Origin of the sequence: Pseudomonas sp. DR 5-09 (assembly GCF_001655595.1) — a bacterium.
Lineage (GTDB): Bacteria > Pseudomonadota > Gammaproteobacteria > Pseudomonadales > Pseudomonadaceae > Aquipseudomonas > Aquipseudomonas pharyngis.
This window is the reverse complement of the sequence record NZ_CP011566.1, coordinates 1,115,246-1,138,036: the sequence shown is the minus strand read 5'-3', so window position 1 is coordinate 1,138,036 and position 22,791 is coordinate 1,115,246. Positions and strand designations below refer to the sequence as shown.

Genomic DNA, 22,791 nt, shown 5'->3' with positions numbered 1-22,791 from the left:
AAAAGGGAGGCCCGCACCGGCCTCCCTTTTTTGTGCCCGGCACTTTTCCGGCCAACAACATGGCTCCCTGTGGGACAATGGCCGCCACTTTCAGCCCTACCCGAATCGACCACGCCCATGAACGCCCCACGTACACCGAAACCTGCGCGCAAGAAGCCTGACTCCGCTACCCCGGCCAAGCCCGTGGAACCGCGTAAAGAGGCCAGCCTGCATCCGCGCAATCGCCATCAGGGTCGTTACGACTTCCCGGCGTTGATCAAGACCACGCCGGAACTGGCAAAGTTCGTGATCACCAACCCGTACGGCAAGGAAAGCATCGACTTCGCCAGTCCCGATGCAGTGCGTGTGTTCAACCGGGCGCTGCTCAAGTCGTTCTACGGCATCCAGCATTGGGACATCCCGGCCGATTATCTGTGCCCACCGGTGCCGGGCCGTGCCGACTACATCCACTTCCTGGCTGACCTGCTGGCCAGCAACAACGACGGCGTGGTTCCGCGCGGCGCCATCGTCAATGTGCTGGATATCGGCATGGGCGCCAACTGCGTGTATCCGCTGATCGGTAACAGCGAATATCGCTGGCACTTCCTCGGCTCGGAGATCGATCCGACCGCCGTGGCCGCCGCCAAGGCTATCGTCCAGTCCAACGACCTGAACAAGGTCATCCAGCTGCGCCAGCAGGAGAACCGCAAGCACATCCTGATCGGCCTGCTGGAGCCAGGCGAGCGCTTTGACCTGACCATGTGCAACCCGCCGTTCCACGCCTCGATGGAAGAAGCCACCAAGGGCAGCGAGCGTAAGTGGCGAGCTTTGGGCAAGGCCGACCCGAAACGCAAACTGCCGGTACTGAACTTTGGCGGGCAGTCGGCCGAACTGTGGTGTGAAGGCGGCGAAGCGCGTTTCGTGACGCAACTGATCGCCGAAAGCGCGAACTTTGCGCACAAGGTGTTGTGGTTCAGCACCCTGGTCTCGAAAGCTTCGAACCTGCCTGCCATCGAAACCGCGCTGAAGAAGGCCGGTGCGCTGGAAAGCCAGGTGGTGGAAATGTCCCAAGGGCAGAAACAGAGTCGCTTCGTCGCCTGGACCTTCCAGACCAAGTCCGAGCAGCAGATCTGGCGGCGCGAACGCTGGGTGCGCAAGAGCTGAATTCGTCCGCGCGATTCAGCAGTCACTGAATCGCAGACATAAAAAAACCGTGCCCGGATCGCTCCGGTGCACGGTTTTTTTATCGCTGCGTCTTACTTGTTCACAGCGTCGGTCAGGCCTTTGGCCACAACCAGCTTGATCACTTTCTTGGCAGGGATTTCGATGGCAGCGCCAGTCGATGGGTTACGGCCAGTGCGGGCAGGACGCTCGGTCACTTTCAGCTTGCCGATACCTGGCAAAGTGATTTCGGCACCGTTTTCCAGCTGATCGGCAACGATTTGGCCCAGTTGGTCCAGAGCGGCACGCGCGGTGGTTTTCGGCGCGTCGATAGCTTCAGCGATGTCGGCGATCAGTTGGTCTTTAGTAAGAGCCATGTAGTGTTCCTTCCCTATCAAATTCATATGGATTGCAGAGTGCAGTGTCAGCCATCGAGCCCGATCTTCTGGATCTGGCACCCTCGGCGATAACCACGACGAGTCGGGGTTATAGATGCCGAAATCAAGGTTTGGTTCGACCTGACAAAAGCTGAATGCATGCTTGTCGCGGTGACTTCGCACAAGACCGGGCAAAACTAGCACAGAGACAAGGAAATATCCGCCTCTAGCTAGCCAAATGGTCAGGTTTATTGCGCTAAATCGGTAAATAAATGCATAAGGACCGCCGGGTGACCCGGATTTGCCCTTCACCCCGCGCCAAATCCAGTGGTTGCGGTACACTGGGCGCTTTTTCGGGGGAGCCCGCCCTCCTCCCTTCCACCAGCCGAGAAGCCTATGCCGATCCGTCATTGCATCGTCCATTTGATCGACAAAAAACCCGACGGCACACCCGCAGTCCTGCACGCCCGTGACTCCGAACTGGCTGAGTCCGCAGCCATCGAGAACATGCTCGCCGATCTCAACGAGAGCTATAACGCCAAACAGGGCAAAGCCTGGGGGCTGTTCCATCCGGAGTCCGGTGCATTCCCGTTCAGCGGCTGGCTGAAGGAATACATGGAAGGCGGCAAGGACTTCACCGCGTTCAGCAAGGTCGCGGTCGAGCACCTGCAAAAGCTGATGGAAGAATCGAACCTGTCGGTCGGCGGCCACGTGTTGTTCGCCCACTATCAGCAAGGCATGACCGATTACCTGGCCATCGCCCTGCTGCACCACAGCGAAGGCGTGGCGGTGACCGATGAACTGGATGTGACGCCTTCGCGCCACCTCGATCTCGGTCAACTGCACCTGGCGGCGCGGATCAACGTTTCCGAGTGGCAGAACAACAAGCAGTCCAAGCAATACATCTCGTTCATCAAGGGCAAGAACGGCAAGAAGGTTTCGGAGTACTTCCGCGACTTCATCGGCTGCCAGGAAGGGGTCGACGGCCCGGGCGAGACCCGCACCCTGCTCAAGGCCTTCAGCGACTTCGTCGAGAGCGAAGACCTGCCGGAAGATTCCGCCCGCGAGAAGACCAAGACCCTGGTCGACTATGCCAGCAGCCAGGCCAAGCTCGGCGAACCCATGGGGCTGGAAGAACTGTCTGAGCTGATCGACGAAGAACGCCCGAAGGCCTTCTACGATCACATCCGCAACAAGGATTACGGCCTGTCGCCGGAGATCCCGGCGGATAAGCGCACGCTCAATCAGTTCCGTCGCTTCACCGGTCGCGCCGAAGGCCTGTCGATCAGCTTTGAAGCGCACCTGCTGGGCTCGAAAATCGAGTACGACGAAGAAGCCGGGACCCTGGTCATCAAAGGCCTGCCGACCTCGCTGACCGATCAACTGAAGCGCCGCAACTGATGCTCGGCAATGTGCTGAAAAAGGTTCTGCTGGTTCTGCTGGTGGTCGTGGTCTATCAGAACTGGGGCAAGATCGAGCGGGTGTTCAACCCGTCGCAGATGGCGTCCGAGCAGGTTCGCGCCAACGCAAGGGTTGTGCTGTACGCCACAGACTGGTGCGGCTACTGCAAGCAGACCAAGCGCTTTCTCGATCAGAAAGGCATTGCGTTCAAGGAATTCGATATCGAGAAGGATGCCGAAGCACGCAAGGCGTATGAAGCGCTGGGCGGACGCGGGATTCCGCTGATCGACGTCAATGGCACGTTGATCCGCGGGTTCGATCCGGACGAGATTCTCGCTGCACTGAAATGAACGAGGGAGCCAATCGGCTCCCTCAGTTGTTTCAGCGTTTCTCGATCCGGAAACCGAAACGCGGGAAGTGCACATGCACCACTCCGCCGCGTTCGTCTTCACGGCGCAGGATCAGCTCCTCGCGACCGGCAAACACCAGCTCACCGGCCACCGGATCAACACCGTAGTCTGTCGCTGCGATCAGCACCTGTTGACCTGCCACGAACCCGTTCGGATCAGTGAACACCTCATCCGGCAACGCTACGGGCTTAGAGCTGCGCGCGATCTCCAGTGCTTCCTCCGAACTCATCTCGCTGGCCGCGCCATGGCCAAAACCGAGCACCCGACCCAGCCACGCCGACACTGCCGGATAAGCATCCACCAACGGCGCCGTCACGTGCGTGGCCTTGAGAAACCACAGTGGATGGGCCATGGCGAAGTCGGCAATCGAAGGCTCACCGAACAGGAAGTCACCGTCTTCACGCTGCAACTGTTGCTCCAGACGTGCCATGACAGTCGGCCAGTTGTGTTTGGCCTGCTCGGCCGATAGCCTGGTCGCGCTGCCACCACTGAACAGCCCGGCCCGATCGGCGAGGAACGCCTTGATCGCTTCCGGCGGCAACTTGCCGAAACGCACCGCCACCGATTCCGGCTGGAACACCAGGCTCACCGCATGCTGGAACACCACCGAATCGGCCCAGGCGGCGAAACTGGCGGCGATCATCTCCTGGCCTTCCGGGAAGAACGAAGGCTGGGCCTTTTCCTGCTCGAGGCGGCGGGCGATCAGCGCGGTGTCGCAGTAGATATCGGCGCCGATCTGCAGCACCGGGGTCTTGCGGTAGCCACCGGTCAGGGCAGTCAGGTCCGGTTTCGGCATCACCGGCGAGATGTGCACCGAGCGCCAGGACAAGCCCTTGAAACCCAACAGCAACCGGGCCTTTTCGGCGAATGGAGAGGTCGGGTAATGATGCAGAATCAACTCGGACATGCTCGGCTCCGCCGCACAGAAAGTGAGCCCGCAGCTTAGCGTGCAATTCGTTCGCAGCCTACGGATCCGGCTGATGGGAACTGATCAGTCAGGTTGATAAGGCACTAAAAAGCCGCCTCAGCCAAGGCTGAGACGGCTTTCCACATCAAGGACCTTACATCAGGTCATCGAAGTGATCTCGCAGGAACTCGTAAAAGCGAAACGCTTTGAACGACCTCCATACGAGGCTCAGAGTACGCAGCAAAAGCTTCATACGTTTTGGCCTCCGGTTGGGGGCCAAACCTCCAGCGTGCTTACCGGACCACGTACGCCTTCGGAATACACGCCAATGTACCCAATGAGGCGGCCGGTTGTGATCCCCCTGAAAAATCATTCCGGCACGGGAGCAACCCCATGTCAGAGGGCATGAAACCGTTACGTCGATCAGCCAGACCTCAAAGCTGCATTGGCATGCGAGCGGACGAATAGTAATCGGATTGCTATACCGTCATTTAAACAAATGAGCTCAAAATCGCATTCTCTGGAATGGGTGTTTCAAGGCTTGCCTGGTGACGTAAAGACGAATACTCTTGGCCTGCGCCAGTGTATCCAGTGAGATGCGGTAAACCCCGGCCGCAAACCGAGGTTTACAGAAAAAACCGCCTACAAGGGCGGTTTTTTCTTGCCTGTTGTTTATGCAACGTGCCGAATCTACGGAAGGGATATCTACAAGGTTCGAGGGCTTATTCAGTCAGGTCGATAAGACGCCACCAGACATTCCTTCGCACTCTTCCTGAGCTTCTTGATCAACCGCTCCTGACGCAACGCATCACCCTTGTCGCGACAACGCTCGGTGTAGACCAGCGCCATCGCCGGGCTTGAGAGAAAGAATCGCGCCCCCTTGCCGCTCTGGTGCTTGGCGAAGCGGCGCACGGGATCATCGCTGATCCCGCAGTACAGCGAACCGTTGGCGGCGCGTACGAGGTAGACGAACCAGGATTTGCTCACTGGAACGTCGGCATCGAGAGGATTTTCGCTGAGGCTGGTCACGGGGCAATTCAGGCGTAAGGAAAACAGGCCGCGATCTTATCAGCGACTCGCCTGAAATGCCTTCAGCCCTTTCAGCGCCTGGGCGCGGACGGCGTTGCGCACCAGTGGCGTCCAGCCCAGCAGCAGGCCCTTGAAGCCCAGCGCCTGACGCGACCAGCGCCACAGATCGAAGTGGTCGTGGTGTTCGCAGATCTTGCCGTCGCGGAAGACGAAGCGTGCCTGGATGTCGTTGATCACAACGTTGCCGGTCTGGCTGAACAGGTAGGTCGCCACCCAGTGGGCGCCGCCGCTGCGTTCGTCGGCGCGGACGTTGTCGAAGGTCAGGGAGAAGTCCTTGGCGCGGGTGGTGAGCATGCGCCACATGTCGCCGGCATCGCGCCCGCGCAGCTCGCCGAAGGCCGGATCGCTGAACACTACGTCGTCGGTGTAGCAGGCGGCCATGGCCTCGGCGTCGAGGCGCTGGAAAGCCTGGTAGAAACGGGTGATCAGGGCGCTGTGGGCTTCTTCACTCATGGGCAATCTCCAGGAAATGTACAGATTGCCAGCACGATAATCCGCAAACGCCCGAAACACTATCGGCATTCGCATTCCGAATACCGACAATGTGTGCGCGTCAGACCTTTTCGCTTGTCACCTGCACGTACAGCGCGCGACCGGCACCGAGGCCGGCGAGGATCGCCCCGGCACCGATGATGCCGAAGATCCAGCCCACGGCGTTCCAGCCGCCGGCCCAGTCGTGCACCACGCCGACCGCGAATGGCCCCATCGACGCGAGGGTGTAGCCAAAGCCCTGGGACATGCTCGACAGGTTGGCCGCGACATGGGAATCCCGCGAGCGCAGCACGATCAGGGTCAGCGCCAGGCTGAACGTGCCGCCCTGCCCCAGGCCAAGGAGGATCGCCCAGCCCCAAAGGCCTTCGATCGGCGCGTACAGGCAACCGAACAGGCCGCCAAGGGTCAGCGCCATTACTACCACGATCGCCAGCCGCTGATCCTTGCCGCGGGTGGCCAGCCACGGTGCCGCCAGGGAGCTGGCGAGCTGGATGATCACCGAACCGGACAGCACCAGACCGGCCTGGATTGGCGTCAGCCCGCGACCGATGAGGATCGACGGCAACCAGCCGAACACGATGTAGGCCAACGACGATTGCAGGCCCATGTACAAGGTCACCTGCCAGGCCAGCGGATCCCGCAGCAGACCGCGTACCCGGTAGGCAACGTTGTGCGCACCGTGCTTCTGGCCGATTTGCGGCAGCCAGAACACTGCCGCGAGCAGTGCCGGAATCACCCAGAAGCCCAGGCCCATGGCCCAGCTATGGTTGAAGTGCTCACTCAGTGGCACGGTAGACCCCGCCGCCATCGCCGCACCCAGGCACAGGGCCATGGTGTAGACACCGGTCATGGTGCCGGCATGTTTGGCGAAGTCGCGTTTGACGATGCCCGGCAGCAACACGCCGATGATGCCGATGCTCGCGCCACCCAGCACGCTGCCGGCGAACAGACCGATCTCACCGAAATTGCTGCGCAGGATAATGCCGCCGGCCAGTGTCAGAAGAATCCCCAAGACCACCCGCTCGGCACCGAAACGCCGCGCGAGTATCGGGGCCAGCGGGGCGAACAGACCGAGGCAGAGCACCGGCAACGTCGTCAACAAACCCGCTTGAGCGGCGGACAAACCGAGGCTTTTCGACACCTCACTGAGCAGCGGCGCCATGCTCGACAGCGCCGGACGCAGGTTCAACGCCACCAGAATCAACCCCAGCAGCAACAGCCACGGACGCCGCACCAGCGGATGGCTTTGCTGCACTTGTTCGTCATCGGCTTCGGCATCGATCAACAACTCTTCGAGCTCGGCCTTGCGAACGGGTGCTGGGGAGACTTCTGGGCGGGACATGGTTTTCTCGGTTTCAAGGTTCATTGATCAACTGCCTCGACAGGGCTTTGGCCCGCTCCGGATCGCGCTGCTCGACGGCCTCAAGCAAGGCGACGTGCAAATCGAAGACTTCCTGTCGACGGGGGACGATGTTCAGGGTCTGGCGTAATTGCGCGCCGACGATGCTGGAAAAATAGCGATACAGCTCGCTGAGGGTCGGGTTGTGCGCGGCATCCACCAGACGGCGGTGGAACACCAGATCGCAGGCGATGTAGCTGTCGAGGTCGCCATGGTAGTGACTGCCGGCGTGCCCCAGTGCCTCGCGCAGAGCCACAAGGTCGTCGTCGGTCCGGCGCATGGCCGCCAGGCCAATGGCCTCGACTTCAAGGATGTGCCGGGTTTCCCGAGCCTGATCCAGCGAGCACTTGGACAGCGCCTTGAGCGTGTCCATCGGATCGACCACCGCCCGCAGGTAACTGCCGTCACCCTGACGAATCTCGATCAACCCCGAGAACGCCAGCACCCGCATCGCCTCGCGCACGGTGTTGCGGCTGATGCCGAGCTCGGCACACAGCTCGGGCTCGGTCGGCAAACGCTGACCGACCTGCCACGTGCCGTCGGTGATGCGTTGGCGCAACTGATCCAAGGCCTGATCGACCAGGGATCGCTTAATAAGTGGAGAAATGTCTGACATAGGATTCGCCCTTTCATCCAATCATAGGATGAATTTTCTGACATGTTAGTCAGCTCCGTGTAGGACAGCAACCACCTAGGGTCAGAGAGAGGCAAATGGAGCGGGATTTTCGATTAGTCAAAATTACCCTTTAAGGGTAATTTCAGGGACAGGGTTTTGGTTTCTTATGGAAAAGAACACACCCCATTACGACTTGGTGGTGATCAAGGCTGAGGTCAGGCGACTGGGAAGACAGGCATTCACCAAGAGCGCAGAAAAAACCGGACTGGATCTCGGCTTCAGCATCATAGAGATGCAAGAAATCGTTTTCGAACTGCAGAACAGGATGTTGTACAAGTCGATGACCACCTATGACGATCATCGAGTCTGGCAAGACGTTTATCACACGCACTCACACGATCTGGAGATTTACATCAAGGTGACATACCGCCCCGAAGGTGGCCCACCGGTAATCTCCTTCAAGGAGAAAAACCAATGAAGACCCGGCAATGTTTCAGCTGCGGTGCACGTGAGGGAATGACACATTTCGAGGGCCGCGGCGAAACCATCAGTGTCAAAGGCATGGAACGTCGTATCGATGACCTTGCTGGCTGGGAATGTCGCAAATGCGGTGAGGTCGAGTGGGACGCCGATACCGATAGTGCAGAACGCTACACGCAAGCCGGTGATGATCTGGTGATTGCTGCCCGACAAATGATCGGTAACGAGATGAAGCGCATCCGGCGCAAATTGCACCTGACGCAAAAAGAAACGGTGCAACTGCTTTCTGGTGGCGGACACAACGCATTTTCCCGCTATGAGCGCGGCGAAGTGCTTCCGCCGAAGGCGTTGATGCTGCTGATGCGCCTGCTCGATCGCTATCCGCACTTGCTCGCCGATGCGAAAGCCCTGGGTGAAGGGGCGGATCTGAGGAACGCCTTCAAGTTCACCGAGCACAAAGAACAAGAAGCTCTCACCGTTTCCTGACTCCCAAAAAACAAACCCGGCACAAGGCCGGGTTGGTTTTATTCATCAGATATCAATGCAGGATCTGACTCAGGAACAGCTTCGTCCGATCATTCTGCGGATTGTCGAAGAAGTCGTTCGGTGCCGCCTGCTCGACGATTTCGCCCTTGTCCATGAAGATCACGCGGTTGGCCACGGTGCGGGCGAAGCCCATTTCGTGGGTCACGCAGAGCATGGTCATGCCGTCCTCGGCCAGGCCGATCATGGTGTCGAGTACTTCTTTCACCATCTCCGGGTCGAGTGCCGAGGTCGGTTCGTCGAACAGCATGATTTTCGGTTTCATGCACAGTGCGCGGGCGATCGCCACACGCTGCTGCTGACCGCCGGACAGTTGCCCCGGGTACTTGTGCGCCTGCTCCGGAATGCGTACGCGTTCCAGGTAATGCATGGCGATTTCCTCGGCCTTGCGCTTGGGCATCTTGCGTACCCACATCGGCGCCAGGGTGCAGTTCTGCAAAATGGTCAGGTGCGGGAACAGGTTGAAGTGCTGGAACACCATGCCGACTTCGCGGCGGATCGCTTCGATCTGCTTGAGGTCGTTGGTCAGCTCCACGCCATCGACCACGATGCGGCCCTGCTGGTGCTCTTCCAGACGGTTGAGGCAGCGAATGGTGGTGGACTTGCCGGAACCCGACGGGCCGCACAGCACGATACGCTCGCCCTGACGCACGTTGAGGTTGATGTCTTTCAGCACGTGGAACTGGCCGTACCACTTGTTCACGCCCTGCATCTGAATGATGCCTTCAGGGCCCACTGGCTTTTTGATTGCTTCGCTCATCGAAAAAACTCCTAACGCTTGTGGCCAGTGTCGAGCTTGCGTTCCAGGTGCATGGAATAGCGCGACATACCAAAACAGAAAATCCAGAACACCAGGGCGGCGAACACGTAGCCTTCGGTGGCCATGCCCAGCCATTTCGGATCGGCAGCGGCTTGCTTGACGCTGTTGAGCAGGTCAAAGAGGCCGATGATGATCACCAGGCTGGTGTCCTTGAACAGCGCGATGAAGGTGTTGACGATGCCGGGAATCACCAGCTTCAGGGCTTGCGGCAGAATCACCAGGCCCATGGCGCGCCAGTAACCGAGGCCCATCGCGGCCGCGGCTTCGTACTGGCCCTTGGGGATCGCTTGCAGACCGCCGCGCACCACTTCGGCGACGTACGCCGACTGGAACAGGATCACGCCGATCAGCGCCCGCAGCAGCTTGTCGAAGTTCATGCCTTCGGGCAGGAACAGCGGCAGCATCACCGAGGACATGAACAGCACCGTGATCAACGGCACACCGCGCCAGAACTCGATGAAGGTCACGCAGACCACACGGATCGCCGGCATGTTCGAACGCCGGCCCAGCGCCAGGACAATCCCCAGCGGCAACGCACCGGCGATGCCGACAGTGGCGATCACCAGGGTCAGCATCAGACCGCCCCACTGGCTGGTCGCCACGGTGTCGAGGCCGAAGACGCCGCCATGCAGCAGGCACCAGGCAACGATCGGGTAGACCACCAGGAAGCTCAGGCCGTACACCGCCTTGTGCGCCACGCGCTTGATGAACAGCGGCGCCACGCCGATGACCGCCAGCCACACCGTCAGGTCCACGCGCCAGCGCAGTTCCGGCGGGTAGTAGCCGTACATGAACTGACCGAAACGCTGCTGGATGAAGACCCAGCAAGCGCCGTCCTTGGTGCAGTCGGCACGGGTGGTGCCGACCCAGTTGGCATCGATGATCGCCCAGCTGAGGATCGGCGGAATCACCAGATAAATCAGGTAGAACGCGAACAGGGTCAGCAGGGTGTTGAGCCAGCTGGAGAACATGTTCGCGCGGATCCACGCCATCGGGCCGAAGACCTTGGCCGGCGGTGGCATGTCGGGTTTGAAAGTATGAGTACTCATGCGCTATTCCTTACCGCTCGATCAGCGCGATGCGCTTGTTGTACCAGTTCATCAGCAGGGAAATGCTGATACTGATCGCCAGGTACACGCTCATGGTGATGGCAATGACTTCGATCGCCTGACCGGTCTGGTTCAACACGGTGCCGGCGAACAGCGAAACCATTTCCGGATAACCGATACCGGCCGCCAGCGAGGAGTTCTTCGCCAGGTTCAGGTATTGGCTGGTCAGCGGCGGGATGATGACCCGCAGCGCTTGCGGAATGATCACCTTGCGCAGGGTCGGGCCGTTGCGCAGGCCGAGCGAATGCGCCGCCTCGGTCTGGCCGTGGCTGACCGACTTGATGCCCGAACGCACGATCTCGGCGATGAACGCGGCGGTGTACACCGTCAGCGCCAGGGTCAAGGCCAGCAGTTCCGGAATCAGCACCCAGCCACCGACGAAATTGAAGCCCTGCAGTTTCGGCATTTCCCAGTGCACAGGTGCACCGAAGATCAGCGCGCACAGCGCCGGGATCACCAGGAACAGCGCCAGACCGGCCCAGAACTTGTGGAACGGCTCGCCGGTGGCTTCAAAGCGCTTGTTGGCCCAGCGGCTCATCAGCACGATGGCGACGATGGCCACCACGATGCTGATCACGAACGCCCAGAAACCGTCGGCCATTTGCGCGGCCGGCATGTTCAGGCCACGGCTGCTGACGAAGAAGGTATCGCCGAAGTTGTGGCTGTTGCGCGGCCCCGGCATGGTCAGGAACACCGCGAAGTACCAGAACAGGATCTGCAGCAGTGGCGGGATGTTACGGAACACCTCCACGTACACCGTTGCCAGTTTGGCGATGATCCAGTTCTTCGACAGGCGCGCGACGCCGACGATGAAGCCGAGGATCGTGGCCAGGATCACGCCGATGAAGGTCACCAGCAGCGTGTTGAGCAGGCCGATGACAAACACCCGGGCATAACTGTCCGCTTCGGTGTAGGAGATCAGGTGTTGAGCGATGCCGAACCCGGCACTGCGCTCCAGAAAGTCGAACCCCGAAGTGATACCCCGGTGTTGCAGGTTGGTCTGGGTGTTATCGAACAGATACCAGCCCAGGGAGACCACCGCCACGATGGTGATGATCTGAAATACCCACGCACGCACTCGTGGATCGCTGAGGCTGAGCCTCTGCTTTGGTGCGCCGATTGAATTTTGCATGAAGTGCCCCGGAAATAATGGAACAGAACGTCACCCGGCAGTTGGCCTGCCGGGTGACAGAACCATCAGCGCACTGGTGGTGCGTATTGAATGCCGCCGTTGTTCCACAGCGCGTTCAGGCCGCGGTCGATTTCCAGCGGAGTGCTCTTGCCGAGGTTTTTCTCGAAGATTTCGCCGTAGTTGCCGACTTGCTTGACGATCTGAACGACCCAGTCCTTCGGCAGTTTCAGGTCTTTGCCGTATTCGCCGTCTGCGCCGAGCATACGAGCGACATCCGGGTTCTTGGTCGCTTTGGCTTCGGCTTCGACGTTCTTCGAAGAGATGCCCGCTTCTTCAGTGTTCAGCAGCGCGTAGCCAACCCAACGCACGATGGCCAGCCACTCGTCGTCGCCGTTACGCACGACCGGGCCCAGGGGTTCCTTGGAAATGGTTTCCGGCAGAACCACGTAGTCCTTCGGCGAAGCCAGCTTGCTGCGCTGGGCGAACAGCTGGGACTTGTCGGAGGTCAGCACGTCGCAACGACCGGATTCCAGCGACTTGGCGCTTTCATCGGAGGTGTCGAAAGTGATCGGGGTGTATTTCAGACCGTTGCCGCGGAAGTAGTCGGAAACGTTCAGCTCGGTGGTGGTACCGGCCTGGATGCAGATGGTTGCACCGTCCAGCTCTTTGGCACTCTTCACGCCCAGCTTGTTGTTTACCAGGAAGCCGATACCGTCGTAGTAGGTAATGAAGCCCGGGAATTTCAGGCCCATGCCCGCGTCACGGGAACTGGTCATGGTGGTGTTGCGCGACAGGATGTCGATCTCGCCCGACTGCAGCGCGGTGAAACGCTCCTTGGCGTTCAACTGACTGAACTTGACCTTGGTCGCATCGCCGAACACGGCAGCGGCCACGGCGCGGCAGACGTCAGCATCGATACCCACGATCTTGCCGGTGGAATCCGGAACCGAGAAACCTGGCAAGCCATCGCTGACGCCACACTGCACGAAACCTTTCTTCTTCACTGCATCCAGGGTTGCACCCGCCTGAGCGAACCCGCTGACACCCAGTACTGCAGCAGCAGTCACGATCGCCAGAGTGGATTTCAACATCTTCATTCAAACCTCCAGTTTTGCTCTTGTTGTGTCGGAGCTTGAGTCCAGTCGCACCCTTTTGAGGCGTTGTTGACCCGTGTTGGCTTTTTTTGGGGTCAACCGACGCAGGACCTTCGCTATGAGTCTAGTAGGAGACAATCCACATCATGGACAACTCACTTCTCACCAGTCGGCCGAACGGGCGGTAGCCCTTTCACGTTCGCTAAGCCCGTTGCGGCCATTGGCGAACATCCATCACCGGATTCGTTGCCATCCCGTCGCGGGTCATACACTGATAGTGTTACCGCCACGCGTAGGATGCTTCGTACAGAAACTTCCATAGCAAAGCCCGTACCACACCTGTCGCGGAATCGATTCGGCGACAGGTCAATAGCAAAACTTGTAACCTTGCGACATCTTCTTAACGGATCAACCGGACGCGCACTCGAACCACGCACTTAATGAGAGCGCCCGCACATTTTTGGAGCAGACATGACCGAGCCCTTGATTCTTCAGCCTGTTAAGCCCGCAGACGCCTGCGTGATCTGGCTGCACGGCCTCGGCGCCGACCGCTACGACTTTCTGCCGGTGGCCGAAGCGCTTCAGGAAAGCCTGCTGAGCACGCGTTTCGTCCTGCCCCAGGCGCCGACCCGTCCAGTGACGATAAATGGCGGATATGCCATGCCGAGCTGGTACGACATCAAGGCCATGAGCCCGGCCCGGGCGATCGACCGCGATGAGCTGGAAGCCTCCGCCGACCGCATCATCGAATTGATCGAAGAACAGCGAAGCAGCGGAATAGACGCCTCGCGAATTTTCCTCGCTGGTTTTTCCCAGGGTGGCGCCGTGGTCTATCACACCGCGTTTCTGAAATGGCAGGGGCCGTTGGGCGGGGTGCTGGCACTATCGACATACGCGCCGACGTTCAGCGATGAACTGGAGTTGTCCGCCAGCCAGCAGCGGATTCCGGTGCTGGCGCTGCACGGCCAGTTTGACAACGTGGTGCAGAACTCCATGGGACGCACGGCTTATGAGTATCTCAAGGCCCATGGTGTCACCGTGACATGGCAGGAATACCCAATGGAGCACGAAGTGTTACCCGAAGAAATTCGCGACATCGGCGCATGGTTGAGCGAACGCCTGCGCTGACAATTGCGACAGGGGTCGCCCTTTGATCATCCCACTACGCCGCGCCCGTTTCTTGCATTACACTGGCCGGCGTACATTCCTTAACCAATTGATGAGATGACCGTGCTCAAAGCACTCAAGAAAATGTTCGGTAAAAGCGAGGCTGAGCAGCTCGCGCCAGTCCCCACTGCGCCGTCGCACGCCCCCGGTCATCGCAACGATGCCAGCCAGGCCGACCGCCAGACGCCCAAACGCGAACCGAAACCCGCTCCAGCTGCCGCGCCCGCTACCGAGCCGGCCCGCAGCGAAACACCGAAACCGGCCAAACCACGTCGCGAACCCAAGCCCAAGGCGCCGGTGATTCCCTGGAAACTCGAAGACTTCGTCGTCGAGCCGCAGGAAGGCAAGACCCGCTTCCACGATTTCAAGCTCGCCCCGGAACTGATGCACGCCATCCACGACCTGGGTTTCCCGTATTGCACACCGATCCAGGCCCAGGTGCTGGGTTATACCCTCGCCGGCAAAGACGCCATCGGCCGCGCCCAGACCGGCACCGGCAAGACCGCCGCGTTCCTGATCTCGATCATCACCCAGCTGTTGCAGACCCCGCCGCCGAAAGAGCGCTACATGGGCGAGCCACGGGCGCTGATCATCGCGCCGACCCGCGAGCTGGTGGTGCAGATCGCCAAGGACGCCGCCGACCTGACCAAGTACACCGGCCTCAACGTCATGACGTTCGTCGGTGGCATGGACTTCGACAAGCAGCTCAAGCACCTCGAAGCGCGCCATTGCGACATCCTTGTCGCGACCCCGGGCCGCCTGCTTGACTTCAACCAGCGCGGTGACGTGCATCTGGACATGGTCGAAGTGATGGTGCTGGACGAAGCCGACCGCATGCTCGACATGGGCTTCATCCCGCAGGTCCGGCAGATCATTCGCCAGACCCCGCCGAAAAGCGAACGCCAGACTCTGCTGTTCTCCGCGACCTTCACCGATGACGTGATGAACCTCGCCAAGCAGTGGACCACCGATCCTGCGATCGTCGAAATCGAAGTCACCAATGTGGCCAACGAGAACGTCGAGCAGCACATCTACGCGGTGGCCGGTGCCGACAAATACAAACTGCTGTTCAACCTGGTCAACGACAACGGCTGGGAGCGGGTCATCGTGTTCGCCAACCGCAAGGACGAAGTGCGCCGCATCGAAGAACGCCTGGTGCGTGACGGAATCAACGCCGCGCAACTGTCCGGCGACGTGCCGCAGCACAAGCGGATCAAGACGCTCGAAGGCTTCCGCGAAGGCAAGATCCGGGTACTGGTTGCCACCGACGTGGCCGGTCGCGGCATCCACATCGACGGCATCAGCCACGTGATCAACTTCACCCTGCCGGAAGTCCCGGACGACTACGTGCACCGCATCGGCCGTACCGGTCGCGCTGGCGCCGACGGTGTGTCGATCAGCTTCGCCGGTGAAGACGACTCCTATCAGTTGCCGTCCATCGAAGAAAAACTCGGTCGCAAGATCAGCTGTGAAACACCGCCGACGCATCTATTGCGGGCGGTTGAGCGCAAGCGTCCACAGTAAGCGACGCTATAAAGCGAAGCGCAGCCGGCAACGGACTGCGCTTTTTTTTCGCCCGGATATTGTTCAATAAAACCAAAAGTCCATAATGGACAAATTAGTTTACAAACTGCATCCGGAGTCCGACATGTCCAGTACGCCTTACGTGATCGACCAAACCCAGGCCCGCGAGCTGCTGGCCCGGATCGATGTGCCGCAGATCCTGCGCAAGCTGTTCCGCGACCTGGCGGCCGGGCATGCGGTGCAACCGGCGCAGCAACTGGTGGAATTCCCCCGGGGGGCCGGGGACTTCATCAACTATCTCGGCGTGCTGGCGGAAGACGGCGTGTACGGAGTCAAGACCTCGCCGTACATCGTTCGCGAACAAGGCCCGCTGGTGACGGCGTGGACATTGCTGATGTCGATGCACACCGGCCAACCGCTGCTGCTCTGCGATGCCGGCGAACTGACCACTGCCCGTACCGCTGCGACCACGGCCGTGGCGGTCGATGCCCTCGCCCCGTCGAAGGCAGCGCGACTGGCAATCATCGGCAGTGGCAAGGTCGCCCAGGCGCATCTGCATTACGTCAAAACCTTGCGCGACTGGCAGAGCATCAGTGTGTACTCGCCCACCTTAAGCGAAGACCCGGTAACCGCCCGCCAACTGCAGGCCCTCGATCCACGGGTGAGCATCGCCGACAGCCGCGAAACCGCCATCGCCGGGGCCGACGTGATCATGCTCTGCACTTCGTCCGCAGGCCCGGTGATTGACCCGGCAACCTTGAGCAAACCGGCGCTGATCACCTCGATCAGCACAAACGCACCGCGCGCCCACGAAGTGCCGCCACAGAGCCTCAACGACATGCAGGTGTTCTGTGACTATCGTCTGACCACCCCGGGCTCGGCCGGCGAGATGCTGATCGCCAGCGAACAACATGGCTGGGACACCAGCGCGATCCTCGGTGACCTGGCGGATCTGCTCAGCGAAAAAGTGCAGCGTCCCGATTACCACCGTCACGTGTTTTTCCGCTCCATCGGTCTGGGCCTGGAAGACATCGCCCTGGCCAACGCCGTCTATCAATTGCAGCGCTGACACCGGAGATTTTCATGAGTCATGCAGATTTCATCATCATCGGCGGCGGGATTGCCGGCGCTTCCACCGGTTTCTGGCTGTCGCAGCACGGCAAGGTCGTGGTGCTGGAGCGCGAGTCGCACCCGGCCTATCACTCCACCGGGCGCTCGGCCGCATTGTTTACCGCCGCGTACGGCACGCCACAGGTCCGGGCGCTGACCCAGGCCAGCCGCGAATTCTTCGACCATCCGCCCAGCGGTTTCTGCGAGCACCCGCTGCTGACCCCGCGCGGCGAAATGACCGTGGATTTCACCGGCGACGCCGCCGAGCTGAACAATCAATACCTCAGCGCCAAGGCCACGGTGCCGCAGATGCAGTTGCTCAGCGCGGATGAAGCCTGCGCGCGGCTGCCGATCCTGCGCCGGGAGAAAGTCCATGGCGCGATCTACGACCCGACCGCCAGCGACATCGACACCGACGCCCTGCATCAGGGCTATCTGCGCGGTATCCGCCGCAACAACGGCCAGGTGCAGACCGATTGCGAAGTGCTCGGCCTGAGCCGCGATGCCGACGGCATCTGGCAAGTCCAGACCAACGGCCAGACCTTCAGCGCTCCCGTCGTGATCAACGCCGCCGGCGCCTGGGCCGACAAGATCGCTGCCCTGGCCGGTGCCCGGCCGCTGGGCCTGCAACCGAAACGCCGGGCCGCGTTCATTTTCGCCGGCCCCGAGGGCGTCGACACCCACCATTGGCCGATGCTGGTCAGCCTCGACGAATCCTTCTATATGAAGCCCGACGCCGGCATGTTCCTCGGCTCGCCGGCCAACGCCGACCCGGTCGAACCCCACGACGTACAGCCCGAAGAACTGGACATTGCCATGGGCATTTACCAGATCGAGGAAGCGACGACCCTGACCATCCGCCGTCCGACCCGCACCTGGGCCGGCCTGCGCAGTTTCGTCGCTGACGGCGATTTGCTGTCCGGGTTCGATCCGCAGGTGCCGGGGCTGTTCTGGGTCGCGGCCCAGGGCGGTTACGGCATCCAGACTTCGCCGGCGATGGGCCAGGCCAGTGCGGCGCTGGTGCGTGGTGAATCGTTACCCGAACACCTTCAGCAATTCGGCCTGACCGCCGCCATGCTCGCGCCTGCCCGCCTGGCCTGACCGTCCGCCCGGATGACGCGCCCGACGGATTGCGGCACACTCGCAACGCCCCCGGATCACGGGGGCGTTGACGTTGCCTGGAGCTCCACAGTTATGACCGCCCCCGAACACACGCCCGAGCTGCATGACGCCGCGCTGGATAACTACCACGCCATCGCCGACGCCATTGCCACGCTGTTCTTTCCCCACGCCGAAGTGGTGTTGCACGACCTGCGCACGCAGAAGGTCGACTATATCGCCAACAATCTGTCGAAACGGGTGATCGGCGATGAGTCGTCGCTGGAAGACATGCTCAGCGAAGACGTCAGCGAACGGAACATCGGCCCGTACGAAAAGCTCAACTGGGACGGCCAGAAAATTCGCAGCCTGAGTACCGTGCTGCGCGACAGCGAAGGGCATCCGCTGGCGGTGCTGTGCATCAACCTGAATATTTCGCTGTTCGAGAACGCCAAGGCTGCGCTGGACCTGTTCCTCTCGCCGAGCAAACTGATCCCGCAACCGGACTCGCTGTTTCGCGATGACTGGCAGGAGCGGATCAACACCTTCCTGCACGCCTGGCTACGGGAACGGCAACTGAGCCTGAACCTGCTGACCCGCGATCACAAACGCGAACTGGTGCTGGCGCTGCACGCCGAAGGGGCATTCAAGGGCAAGAGCGCCTCGAACTATGTGGCCAATGTGCTGAACATGGGGCGGGCGACGGTGTACAAGCATTTGAAGGAATTGAAGGGCTGAAGATTTGCGGTGAATGTTAAGGCCTCATCGCTGGCAAGCCAGCTCCCACAGGTTTTGTGTATATCGAAAATCTCTGTGGGAGCTGGCTTGCCAGCGATGGCGGACCTTCAGTCGCCGTAGATATCGGACTTGAAGTACTTCTCGGAAATCTTCTGATACTCGCCACTGGCGCGAATGCCGTCGATGGCGGTATTCAACTGGCTGACCAGCTCGGTGTTGCCCTTGCGCACCGCAATCCCCGCGCCCTCGCCCACGTACTTCGGATCCTTCAGCTCAGGCCCGACAAAGGCGTAACCCTTGCCGCGCGGCATCGACAGGAAGTCGTTCAGCGGGATGGTGTCGGCGAAGATTGCGTCGAGACGCCCGGCCGCCAGGTCCATGTAGATTTCTTCGTTGTTGCCATAGCGTTTGACGTTGATGCCCTTGGGCTCGAACACCTCGGTGGCGTAACGGTCGGTGGTGGTTGCACGCTGCACGCCGACGGTCTTGCCTTTGAGGCTGGCGTACTGGTCATCGACGCTCGCGCCTTCCTTCATCACCAGCCGCGACGAGGTGAAATAGTACTTGTGGGTGAAGTCCACCGACTTCTTGCGGTCTTCGTTGATGGTCATGGACGACAGCGCCATGTCGATTTTCTTCACTTTCAGGGAAGGAATCAGACCGTCGAACTCGCCCTCGACCCACACGCACTTGACCTGCATCTGCGCGCACAGGGCATTGCCGATGTCGTAGTCGAAACCGACGATTTCACCCTTGTCGGTTTTCGAGGCGAAGGGCGGATACGCCACTTCGATACCGATGCGCAGGGTTTTCTCGGCGGCGAACGCACTGCTGCACGCCAACAGGCTCAATGCCAGACCGGTGATGAGGGGGAATTTCTTCATGTTCGTTCTCTCGCGGGTTGTTGTTGGTTTGGCAAGACAGAAGAAAAAGCTGAAAAGGGGGAAAAACCTTTTTTGTACTTGTAAATCCATACTGGACTTTTACGTACAAGCCGTCAATCAGGCAAGCGGGATTGCATTCGGCCGGTGGTCGGGACGAAACATGTGGAGTAGCGGTGTAGCAGATGGCGCCATCGCGAGCAGGCTCGCTCCCACAGGGGAACGCATGCCAAAGTGGGAGCCAGCCTGCTGGCGATGACTACTGAAGGGCGCTGTGGGATTACTGCTTCCAGCGATCCGCCGCCGCATGATCGCTGTCGCGACCCTCGACCCAGCGCGGGCCGTCGCTGGTGTTCTCTTTCTTCCAGAACGGTGCGCGGGTTTTCAGGTAATCCATGACGAAGGCGCAGGCGTCGAACGCCGCCTGGCGGTGGGCGCTGGCGGCGGCGACAAACACGATCGGCTCGCCCGGTTCCAGCGCGCCGATGCGGTGCAGCACTTCCAGCTTCAACAACGGCCAACGCTGCTCGGCCTCCAAGGCAATCTTGCCGAGGGCCTTTTCGGTCATGCCCGGATAGTGTTCGAGGAACATTCCGGCAACATCGAGACCATCGTTGAAGTCGCGCACGTAGCCGACAAAACTCACCACCGCGCCGACGCCGACGTTGGCCGCGTGCATCGCGTTGACTTCGGCACCCGGATCGAACGGTTCGGATTGCACCCGAATCCCCATGGCTCAGCCTCCGGTCACGGTGGGGAAAAACGCCACTTCGTCGCCGTCCACCACCGGCTCGTCGAGCTGGCAGAGGTCTTCGTTGCGCGCACACATCAGGTTCTGTTCGCTCAGCACCTCGGCGCCCTCTCGCTGCGCCAGCAACGCACGAACGTCATCGACGGTGGCGAAATCACCCTCGACCTCCACCGAATCCACGCCCAGCGCCTCGCGGTAACGGGCAAAAAACTTCACGGTCAGGTTCATGGCTGCTCCGCCTGGAAATGCCCGCTCTTGCCGCCGACCTTCTCCAGCAGACGCACGCTTTCGATGGTCATGCCACGGTCCACGGCCTTGCACATGTCGTAGATCGTCAGCGCGGCGACGCTGGCGGCGGTCAGTGCTTCCATCTCGACGCCGGTCTGCCCGGACAGTTTGCAGCGAGCCACGATGCGTACCGTGTCATCGCCTTCGGCGCTGAGTTCCACCTTGACGCCGGTCAGCATCAACGGATGGCACAGGGGAATCAGATCACTGGTTTTCTTCGCCGCCTGAATGCCGGCAATGCGCGCCACGGCGAACACGTCGCCCTTGGGATGGCCGCCGCTGACAATCATCTGCAGGGTATCGGGCAGCATGCGCACCAGCGCTTGGGCCGTCGCCTCACGGAACGTCACGGCTTTTTCGGTGACGTCGACCATGTTGGCGCGACCTTGGGAATCGAGATGAGTCAGCACGGGATTACTCCTGATCAGGAGCGTCGATTGTAAACCTGGGGGTCAGAATTGCGCACATAAAAAACCGGGCGACTTTGCAGTCGCCCGGTTCGGTTTGACGGTTACAGATGCGATTCGGCGTATTCGGCCAGGATCGAGCGAGGCACCCCTTGCAGGGTGATGTGCACACCGTTGGGGAAATCCTTGAAGCGTTCGGTCAGGTAGGTCAGCCCGGAGCTGGTCGCGGACAGGTAAGGGGTGTCGATCTGTGCCAGGTTGCCCAGGCACACTACTTTGGAACCGGCGCCGGCCCGGGTGATGATGGTTTTCATCTGGTGCGGCGTGAGGTTCTGGCATTCGTCGATCAGGATCAGGCTCTGCTGGAAGCTGCGACCGCGAATGTAGTTGAGCGATTTGAACTGCAACGGCACTTTGCTGAGGATGTAGTCGACGCTGCCATGGGTGTTTTCGTCATCCATGTGCAAGGCTTCGAGATTGTCGGTGATGGCGCCGAGCCAAGGCTCCATTTTTTCCGCTTCGGTGCCGGGCAGGAAGCCGATTTCCTGGTCCAGGCCCTGCACGCTGCGGGTGGCGATGATGCGGCGATAACGCTTGCTGACCATGGTCTGCTCGATCGCCGCGGCCAGCGCCAGAATGGTTTTACCCGAACCGGCGGCGCCGGACAGGTTGACCAGGTGTATGTCCGGATCCAGCAGCGCGTACAGCGCCAGGCTCTGATAGATGTCCCGTGGCTTGAGGCCCCAGGCTTCCTGGTGCAGCAGCGGTTCCTGGTGCAGGTCGAGGATCAGCAGCTTGTCCTCTTCGATCTCCTTGATCCAGCCGACGAAGCCCTGCTCATCGATGATGAACTCGTTGATGTGCACGGCAGGCAGGTTGTCGATCAGCTGTACCTGATGCCAGGTGCGGCCGTGGTCCTGACGGGTTTCGACCTTGCTCACGCGGTCCCAGAAAGAGCCGGTCATGTTGTGATAGCCGTTGGGCAGCAGGGACACGTCGTCGACCAGTTGGTCGGTGCTGTAGTCCTCGGCGTCGATCCCGCAGGCGCGCGCCTTGAGGCGCATGTTGATGTCTTTGGTGACCAGCACCACCGGTTTGCTCGGTTCGCGGGTGTGCAGGTCGATCAGCTGGTTGATGATTTTGTTGTCGTTCAGATGCTCGGGCAGAATCAGGTTCGATTCGGCCTGCTTGCTCATCAGAATCGACAGCAAGCCCTTCGGACCGCCCTTGCCGCGCTGAATCGGCACGCCCTGTTCGACGTCATCGGGTGAGGCATCGCCCAGGGTCTTGTCGATCAGCCGGATCGCCTGACGGCATTCGGCGGCCACGCTGTGATGCCCGCTCTTGAGCTTGTCCAGCTCTTCAAGCACGGTCATCGGGATCGCGACGTGGTGTTCTTCGAAATTCAGCAGGGCGTTCGGATCGTGAATCAGTACGTTGGTATCGAGTACATAAAGGATTGGCTGGTTGGAGGAAGGGCTACGTCCGTGATCATCCATACTCGGTCACCTTTGTGGGAGCCATTCGACGCAATACCTCGGCGGTGCTGCGCCTCGAAGTGACTGCCGAATCCACCTGCACAGCTTTTGTCGGGATAGCAGGTGAACCGCACACAAAATGGGTCTTGGAAGACGCCACCTGTGTTGCAGGTTTCGGCGGTCTGACTTCGTAATACTCCAAAACCCGTGACAGAAAAAAGCACTTTGACGCTTTTTTGAAGTTTATTTTGCAAAGTGACGAAAAGCCCTTGGCGGACTGCCCTGCCCCCGTTAGAGTCGGAAGTCCGCCTGCATCGAATTCTGCAAAAAATTCACCCCA

25 protein-coding genes are annotated in these 22,791 nt (G+C 60.3%); 10 read left to right on the top strand and 15 right to left on the bottom strand.

The window, feature by feature from the left end; translation table 11 throughout:
• The first annotated feature begins 117 nt into the window (after positions 1-117).
• Positions 118-1,143: a 23S rRNA (adenine(1618)-N(6))-methyltransferase RlmF gene (rlmF, locus tag PDR5_RS05020; RefSeq protein WP_064593569.1), complete on the top strand. Its 1,026-nt coding sequence runs from the start codon at positions 118-120 to the stop codon at positions 1,141-1,143.
• Positions 1,144-1,235: 92 nt separating this feature from the next.
• On the opposite strand, the gene PDR5_RS05015 is transcribed toward rlmF, so the two are convergent.
• A complete protein-coding gene (locus tag PDR5_RS05015) occupies positions 1,236-1,517 on the bottom strand; it encodes an HU family DNA-binding protein (protein WP_007957357.1) in 282 nt (93 codons plus the stop codon).
• 396 nt (positions 1,518-1,913) lie between these two features.
• Between PDR5_RS05015 and yejK the strand changes: the two genes are divergently transcribed.
• Positions 1,914-2,918 carry a nucleoid-associated protein YejK gene (gene yejK / locus PDR5_RS05010; protein ID WP_039769496.1) on the top strand — a complete coding sequence of 335 codons (1,005 nt, stop codon included), beginning with the start codon at positions 1,914-1,916 and terminating at the stop codon, positions 2,916-2,918.
• Positions 2,918-3,268, top strand: coding sequence for a glutaredoxin family protein (locus tag PDR5_RS05005; RefSeq protein WP_064593565.1), 351 nt, complete (start codon positions 2,918-2,920; stop codon positions 3,266-3,268). Before yejK ends, PDR5_RS05005 begins: the two co-directional genes overlap by 1 nt.
• 31 nt (positions 3,269-3,299) lie before the next feature.
• Here PDR5_RS05005 and PDR5_RS05000 read toward each other — a convergent pair whose 3' ends face one another.
• From PDR5_RS05000 to PDR5_RS04980, 5 genes are all read right to left on the bottom strand, one after another.
• Entirely contained in the window at positions 3,300-4,235 is a 936-nt protein-coding gene (locus PDR5_RS05000; RefSeq protein WP_064593563.1) for a glutathione S-transferase family protein, read from the bottom strand.
• 726 nt (positions 4,236-4,961) lie between these two features.
• Complete coding sequence (locus PDR5_RS04995) at positions 4,962-5,264, bottom strand: GIY-YIG nuclease family protein (protein ID WP_064593561.1); 303 nt, start codon at positions 5,262-5,264, stop codon at positions 4,962-4,964.
• A 39-nt stretch (positions 5,265-5,303) separates the two neighbouring features.
• A complete protein-coding gene (locus PDR5_RS04990) occupies positions 5,304-5,777 on the bottom strand; it encodes a nuclear transport factor 2 family protein (RefSeq protein WP_064593559.1) in 474 nt (157 codons plus the stop codon).
• Between the two features lie 100 nt (positions 5,778-5,877).
• Positions 5,878-7,182: a CynX/NimT family MFS transporter gene (locus tag PDR5_RS04985; RefSeq protein ID WP_064593557.1), complete on the bottom strand. Its 1,305-nt coding sequence runs from the start codon at positions 7,180-7,182 to the stop codon at positions 5,878-5,880.
• The gene (locus PDR5_RS04980; protein ID WP_064593555.1) at positions 7,172-7,831 is read right to left on the bottom strand and encodes a FadR/GntR family transcriptional regulator; all 660 of its coding nucleotides are present in this window, start codon (positions 7,829-7,831) and stop codon (positions 7,172-7,174) included. The genes PDR5_RS04985 and PDR5_RS04980 overlap by 11 nt, the downstream gene beginning before the upstream one ends.
• A 166-nt stretch (positions 7,832-7,997) precedes the next feature.
• On the opposite strand from PDR5_RS04980, the gene PDR5_RS04975 reads away from it, so the two are divergent.
• Entirely contained in the window at positions 7,998-8,309 is a 312-nt protein-coding gene (locus tag PDR5_RS04975; RefSeq protein WP_064593553.1) for a type II toxin-antitoxin system MqsR family toxin, read from the top strand.
• Positions 8,306-8,797, top strand: coding sequence for a type II TA system antitoxin MqsA family protein (locus PDR5_RS04970; protein ID WP_064593552.1), 492 nt, complete (start codon positions 8,306-8,308; stop codon positions 8,795-8,797). Before PDR5_RS04975 ends, PDR5_RS04970 begins: the two co-directional genes overlap by 4 nt.
• A 52-nt stretch (positions 8,798-8,849) precedes the next feature.
• Here PDR5_RS04970 and PDR5_RS04965 read toward each other — a convergent pair whose 3' ends face one another.
• The 4 genes from PDR5_RS04965 to PDR5_RS04950 form a co-directional block, all read right to left on the bottom strand.
• Positions 8,850-9,614 carry an amino acid ABC transporter ATP-binding protein gene (locus tag PDR5_RS04965; RefSeq protein ID WP_007957337.1) on the bottom strand — a complete coding sequence of 255 codons (765 nt, stop codon included), beginning with the start codon at positions 9,612-9,614 and terminating at the stop codon, positions 8,850-8,852.
• Between the two features lie 11 nt (positions 9,615-9,625).
• Entirely contained in the window at positions 9,626-10,723 is a 1,098-nt protein-coding gene (locus PDR5_RS04960) for an amino acid ABC transporter permease (protein WP_007957335.1), read from the bottom strand.
• A 10-nt stretch (positions 10,724-10,733) separates the two neighbouring features.
• Complete coding sequence (locus tag PDR5_RS04955; RefSeq protein WP_039769483.1) at positions 10,734-11,915, bottom strand: amino acid ABC transporter permease; 1,182 nt, start codon at positions 11,913-11,915, stop codon at positions 10,734-10,736.
• 65 nt (positions 11,916-11,980) lie between these two features.
• Positions 11,981-13,012 carry an amino acid ABC transporter substrate-binding protein gene (locus PDR5_RS04950; RefSeq protein WP_007957332.1) on the bottom strand — a complete coding sequence of 344 codons (1,032 nt, stop codon included), beginning with the start codon at positions 13,010-13,012 and terminating at the stop codon, positions 11,981-11,983.
• A 468-nt stretch (positions 13,013-13,480) separates the two neighbouring features.
• On the opposite strand from PDR5_RS04950, the gene PDR5_RS04945 reads away from it, so the two are divergent.
• The 5 genes from PDR5_RS04945 to PDR5_RS04925 all read left to right on the top strand — a co-directional run bounded on the left by PDR5_RS04945 (position 13,481) and on the right by PDR5_RS04925 (position 18,646).
• Positions 13,481-14,137 (top strand): alpha/beta hydrolase, encoded by a 657-nt coding sequence (locus tag PDR5_RS04945; protein WP_064593550.1) that lies wholly within the window; start codon positions 13,481-13,483, stop codon positions 14,135-14,137.
• Positions 14,138-14,233: 96 nt separating this feature from the next.
• Positions 14,234-15,700, top strand: a complete 1,467-nt coding sequence (rhlB, locus tag PDR5_RS04940) for an ATP-dependent RNA helicase RhlB (RefSeq protein ID WP_064593549.1) — start codon at positions 14,234-14,236, stop codon at positions 15,698-15,700.
• 124 nt (positions 15,701-15,824) lie between these two features.
• Entirely contained in the window at positions 15,825-16,769 is a 945-nt protein-coding gene (locus tag PDR5_RS04935; RefSeq protein ID WP_064600689.1) for an ornithine cyclodeaminase family protein, read from the top strand.
• Between the two features lie 14 nt (positions 16,770-16,783).
• Positions 16,784-17,911, top strand: a complete 1,128-nt coding sequence (locus PDR5_RS04930; protein WP_064593547.1) for an NAD(P)/FAD-dependent oxidoreductase — start codon at positions 16,784-16,786, stop codon at positions 17,909-17,911.
• 93 nt (positions 17,912-18,004) lie between these two features.
• On the top strand, positions 18,005-18,646 hold the full coding sequence (locus PDR5_RS04925) for a helix-turn-helix transcriptional regulator (RefSeq protein WP_064593544.1): 642 nt from the start codon (positions 18,005-18,007) through the stop codon (positions 18,644-18,646).
• Between the two features lie 107 nt (positions 18,647-18,753).
• On the opposite strand, the gene PDR5_RS04920 is transcribed toward PDR5_RS04925, so the two are convergent.
• From PDR5_RS04920 to PDR5_RS04900, 5 genes are all read right to left on the bottom strand, one after another.
• Positions 18,754-19,530 (bottom strand): ABC transporter substrate-binding protein, encoded by a 777-nt coding sequence (locus tag PDR5_RS04920; protein ID WP_064593542.1) that lies wholly within the window; start codon positions 19,528-19,530, stop codon positions 18,754-18,756.
• 277 nt (positions 19,531-19,807) lie between these two features.
• A complete protein-coding gene (gene moaE, locus PDR5_RS04915) occupies positions 19,808-20,260 on the bottom strand; it encodes a molybdopterin synthase catalytic subunit MoaE (RefSeq protein WP_011332565.1) in 453 nt (150 codons plus the stop codon).
• Positions 20,261-20,263: 3 nt separating this feature from the next.
• On the bottom strand, positions 20,264-20,506 hold the full coding sequence (moaD, locus tag PDR5_RS04910) for a molybdopterin converting factor subunit 1 (RefSeq protein ID WP_064593540.1): 243 nt from the start codon (positions 20,504-20,506) through the stop codon (positions 20,264-20,266).
• Positions 20,503-20,976 (bottom strand): cyclic pyranopterin monophosphate synthase MoaC, encoded by a 474-nt coding sequence (moaC, locus tag PDR5_RS04905; protein WP_064382454.1) that lies wholly within the window; start codon positions 20,974-20,976, stop codon positions 20,503-20,505. Before moaC ends, moaD begins: the two co-directional genes overlap by 4 nt.
• Before the next feature lie 101 nt (positions 20,977-21,077).
• Positions 21,078-22,472 carry a PhoH family protein gene (locus tag PDR5_RS04900; RefSeq protein ID WP_011332563.1) on the bottom strand — a complete coding sequence of 465 codons (1,395 nt, stop codon included), beginning with the start codon at positions 22,470-22,472 and terminating at the stop codon, positions 21,078-21,080.
• Between the last annotated feature and the right edge of the window lie 319 nt (positions 22,473-22,791).

What these genes read in the sequence shown, in the direction of transcription:
- rlmF (WP_064593569.1), top strand. Translation starts at nt 118, where the DNA reads ATGAACGCCCCACGTACACCGAAACCTGCGCGCAAGAAGCCTGACTCC.
- PDR5_RS05015 (WP_007957357.1), bottom strand. Translation starts at nt 1,517, where the DNA reads ATGGCTCTTACTAAAGACCAACTGATCGCCGACATCGCTGAAGCTATC.
- yejK (WP_039769496.1), top strand. Translation starts at nt 1,914, where the DNA reads ATGCCGATCCGTCATTGCATCGTCCATTTGATCGACAAAAAACCCGAC.
- PDR5_RS05005 (WP_064593565.1), top strand. Translation starts at nt 2,918, where the DNA reads ATGCTCGGCAATGTGCTGAAAAAGGTTCTGCTGGTTCTGCTGGTGGTC.
- PDR5_RS05000 (WP_064593563.1), bottom strand. Translation starts at nt 4,235, where the DNA reads ATGTCCGAGTTGATTCTGCATCATTACCCGACCTCTCCATTCGCCGAA.
- PDR5_RS04990 (WP_064593559.1), bottom strand. Translation starts at nt 5,777, where the DNA reads ATGAGTGAAGAAGCCCACAGCGCCCTGATCACCCGTTTCTACCAGGCT.
- PDR5_RS04985 (WP_064593557.1), bottom strand. Translation starts at nt 7,182, where the DNA reads ATGAACCTTGAAACCGAGAAAACCATGTCCCGCCCAGAAGTCTCCCCA.
- PDR5_RS04980 (WP_064593555.1), bottom strand. Translation starts at nt 7,831, where the DNA reads ATGTCAGACATTTCTCCACTTATTAAGCGATCCCTGGTCGATCAGGCC.
- PDR5_RS04975 (WP_064593553.1), top strand. Translation starts at nt 7,998, where the DNA reads ATGGAAAAGAACACACCCCATTACGACTTGGTGGTGATCAAGGCTGAG.
- PDR5_RS04970 (WP_064593552.1), top strand. Translation starts at nt 8,306, where the DNA reads ATGAAGACCCGGCAATGTTTCAGCTGCGGTGCACGTGAGGGAATGACA.
- PDR5_RS04965 (WP_007957337.1), bottom strand. Translation starts at nt 9,614, where the DNA reads ATGAGCGAAGCAATCAAAAAGCCAGTGGGCCCTGAAGGCATCATTCAG.
- PDR5_RS04960 (WP_007957335.1), bottom strand. Translation starts at nt 10,723, where the DNA reads ATGAGTACTCATACTTTCAAACCCGACATGCCACCGCCGGCCAAGGTC.
- PDR5_RS04955 (WP_039769483.1), bottom strand. Translation starts at nt 11,915, where the DNA reads ATGCAAAATTCAATCGGCGCACCAAAGCAGAGGCTCAGCCTCAGCGAT.
- PDR5_RS04950 (WP_007957332.1), bottom strand. Translation starts at nt 13,012, where the DNA reads ATGAAGATGTTGAAATCCACTCTGGCGATCGTGACTGCTGCTGCAGTA.
- PDR5_RS04945 (WP_064593550.1), top strand. Translation starts at nt 13,481, where the DNA reads ATGACCGAGCCCTTGATTCTTCAGCCTGTTAAGCCCGCAGACGCCTGC.
- rhlB (WP_064593549.1), top strand. Translation starts at nt 14,234, where the DNA reads ATGACCGTGCTCAAAGCACTCAAGAAAATGTTCGGTAAAAGCGAGGCT.
- PDR5_RS04935 (WP_064600689.1), top strand. Translation starts at nt 15,825, where the DNA reads ATGTCCAGTACGCCTTACGTGATCGACCAAACCCAGGCCCGCGAGCTG.
- PDR5_RS04930 (WP_064593547.1), top strand. Translation starts at nt 16,784, where the DNA reads ATGAGTCATGCAGATTTCATCATCATCGGCGGCGGGATTGCCGGCGCT.
- PDR5_RS04925 (WP_064593544.1), top strand. Translation starts at nt 18,005, where the DNA reads ATGACCGCCCCCGAACACACGCCCGAGCTGCATGACGCCGCGCTGGAT.
- PDR5_RS04920 (WP_064593542.1), bottom strand. Translation starts at nt 19,530, where the DNA reads ATGAAGAAATTCCCCCTCATCACCGGTCTGGCATTGAGCCTGTTGGCG.
- moaE (WP_011332565.1), bottom strand. Translation starts at nt 20,260, where the DNA reads ATGGGGATTCGGGTGCAATCCGAACCGTTCGATCCGGGTGCCGAAGTC.
- moaD (WP_064593540.1), bottom strand. Translation starts at nt 20,506, where the DNA reads ATGAACCTGACCGTGAAGTTTTTTGCCCGTTACCGCGAGGCGCTGGGC.
- PDR5_RS04900 (WP_011332563.1), bottom strand. Translation starts at nt 22,472, where the DNA reads ATGGATGATCACGGACGTAGCCCTTCCTCCAACCAGCCAATCCTTTAT.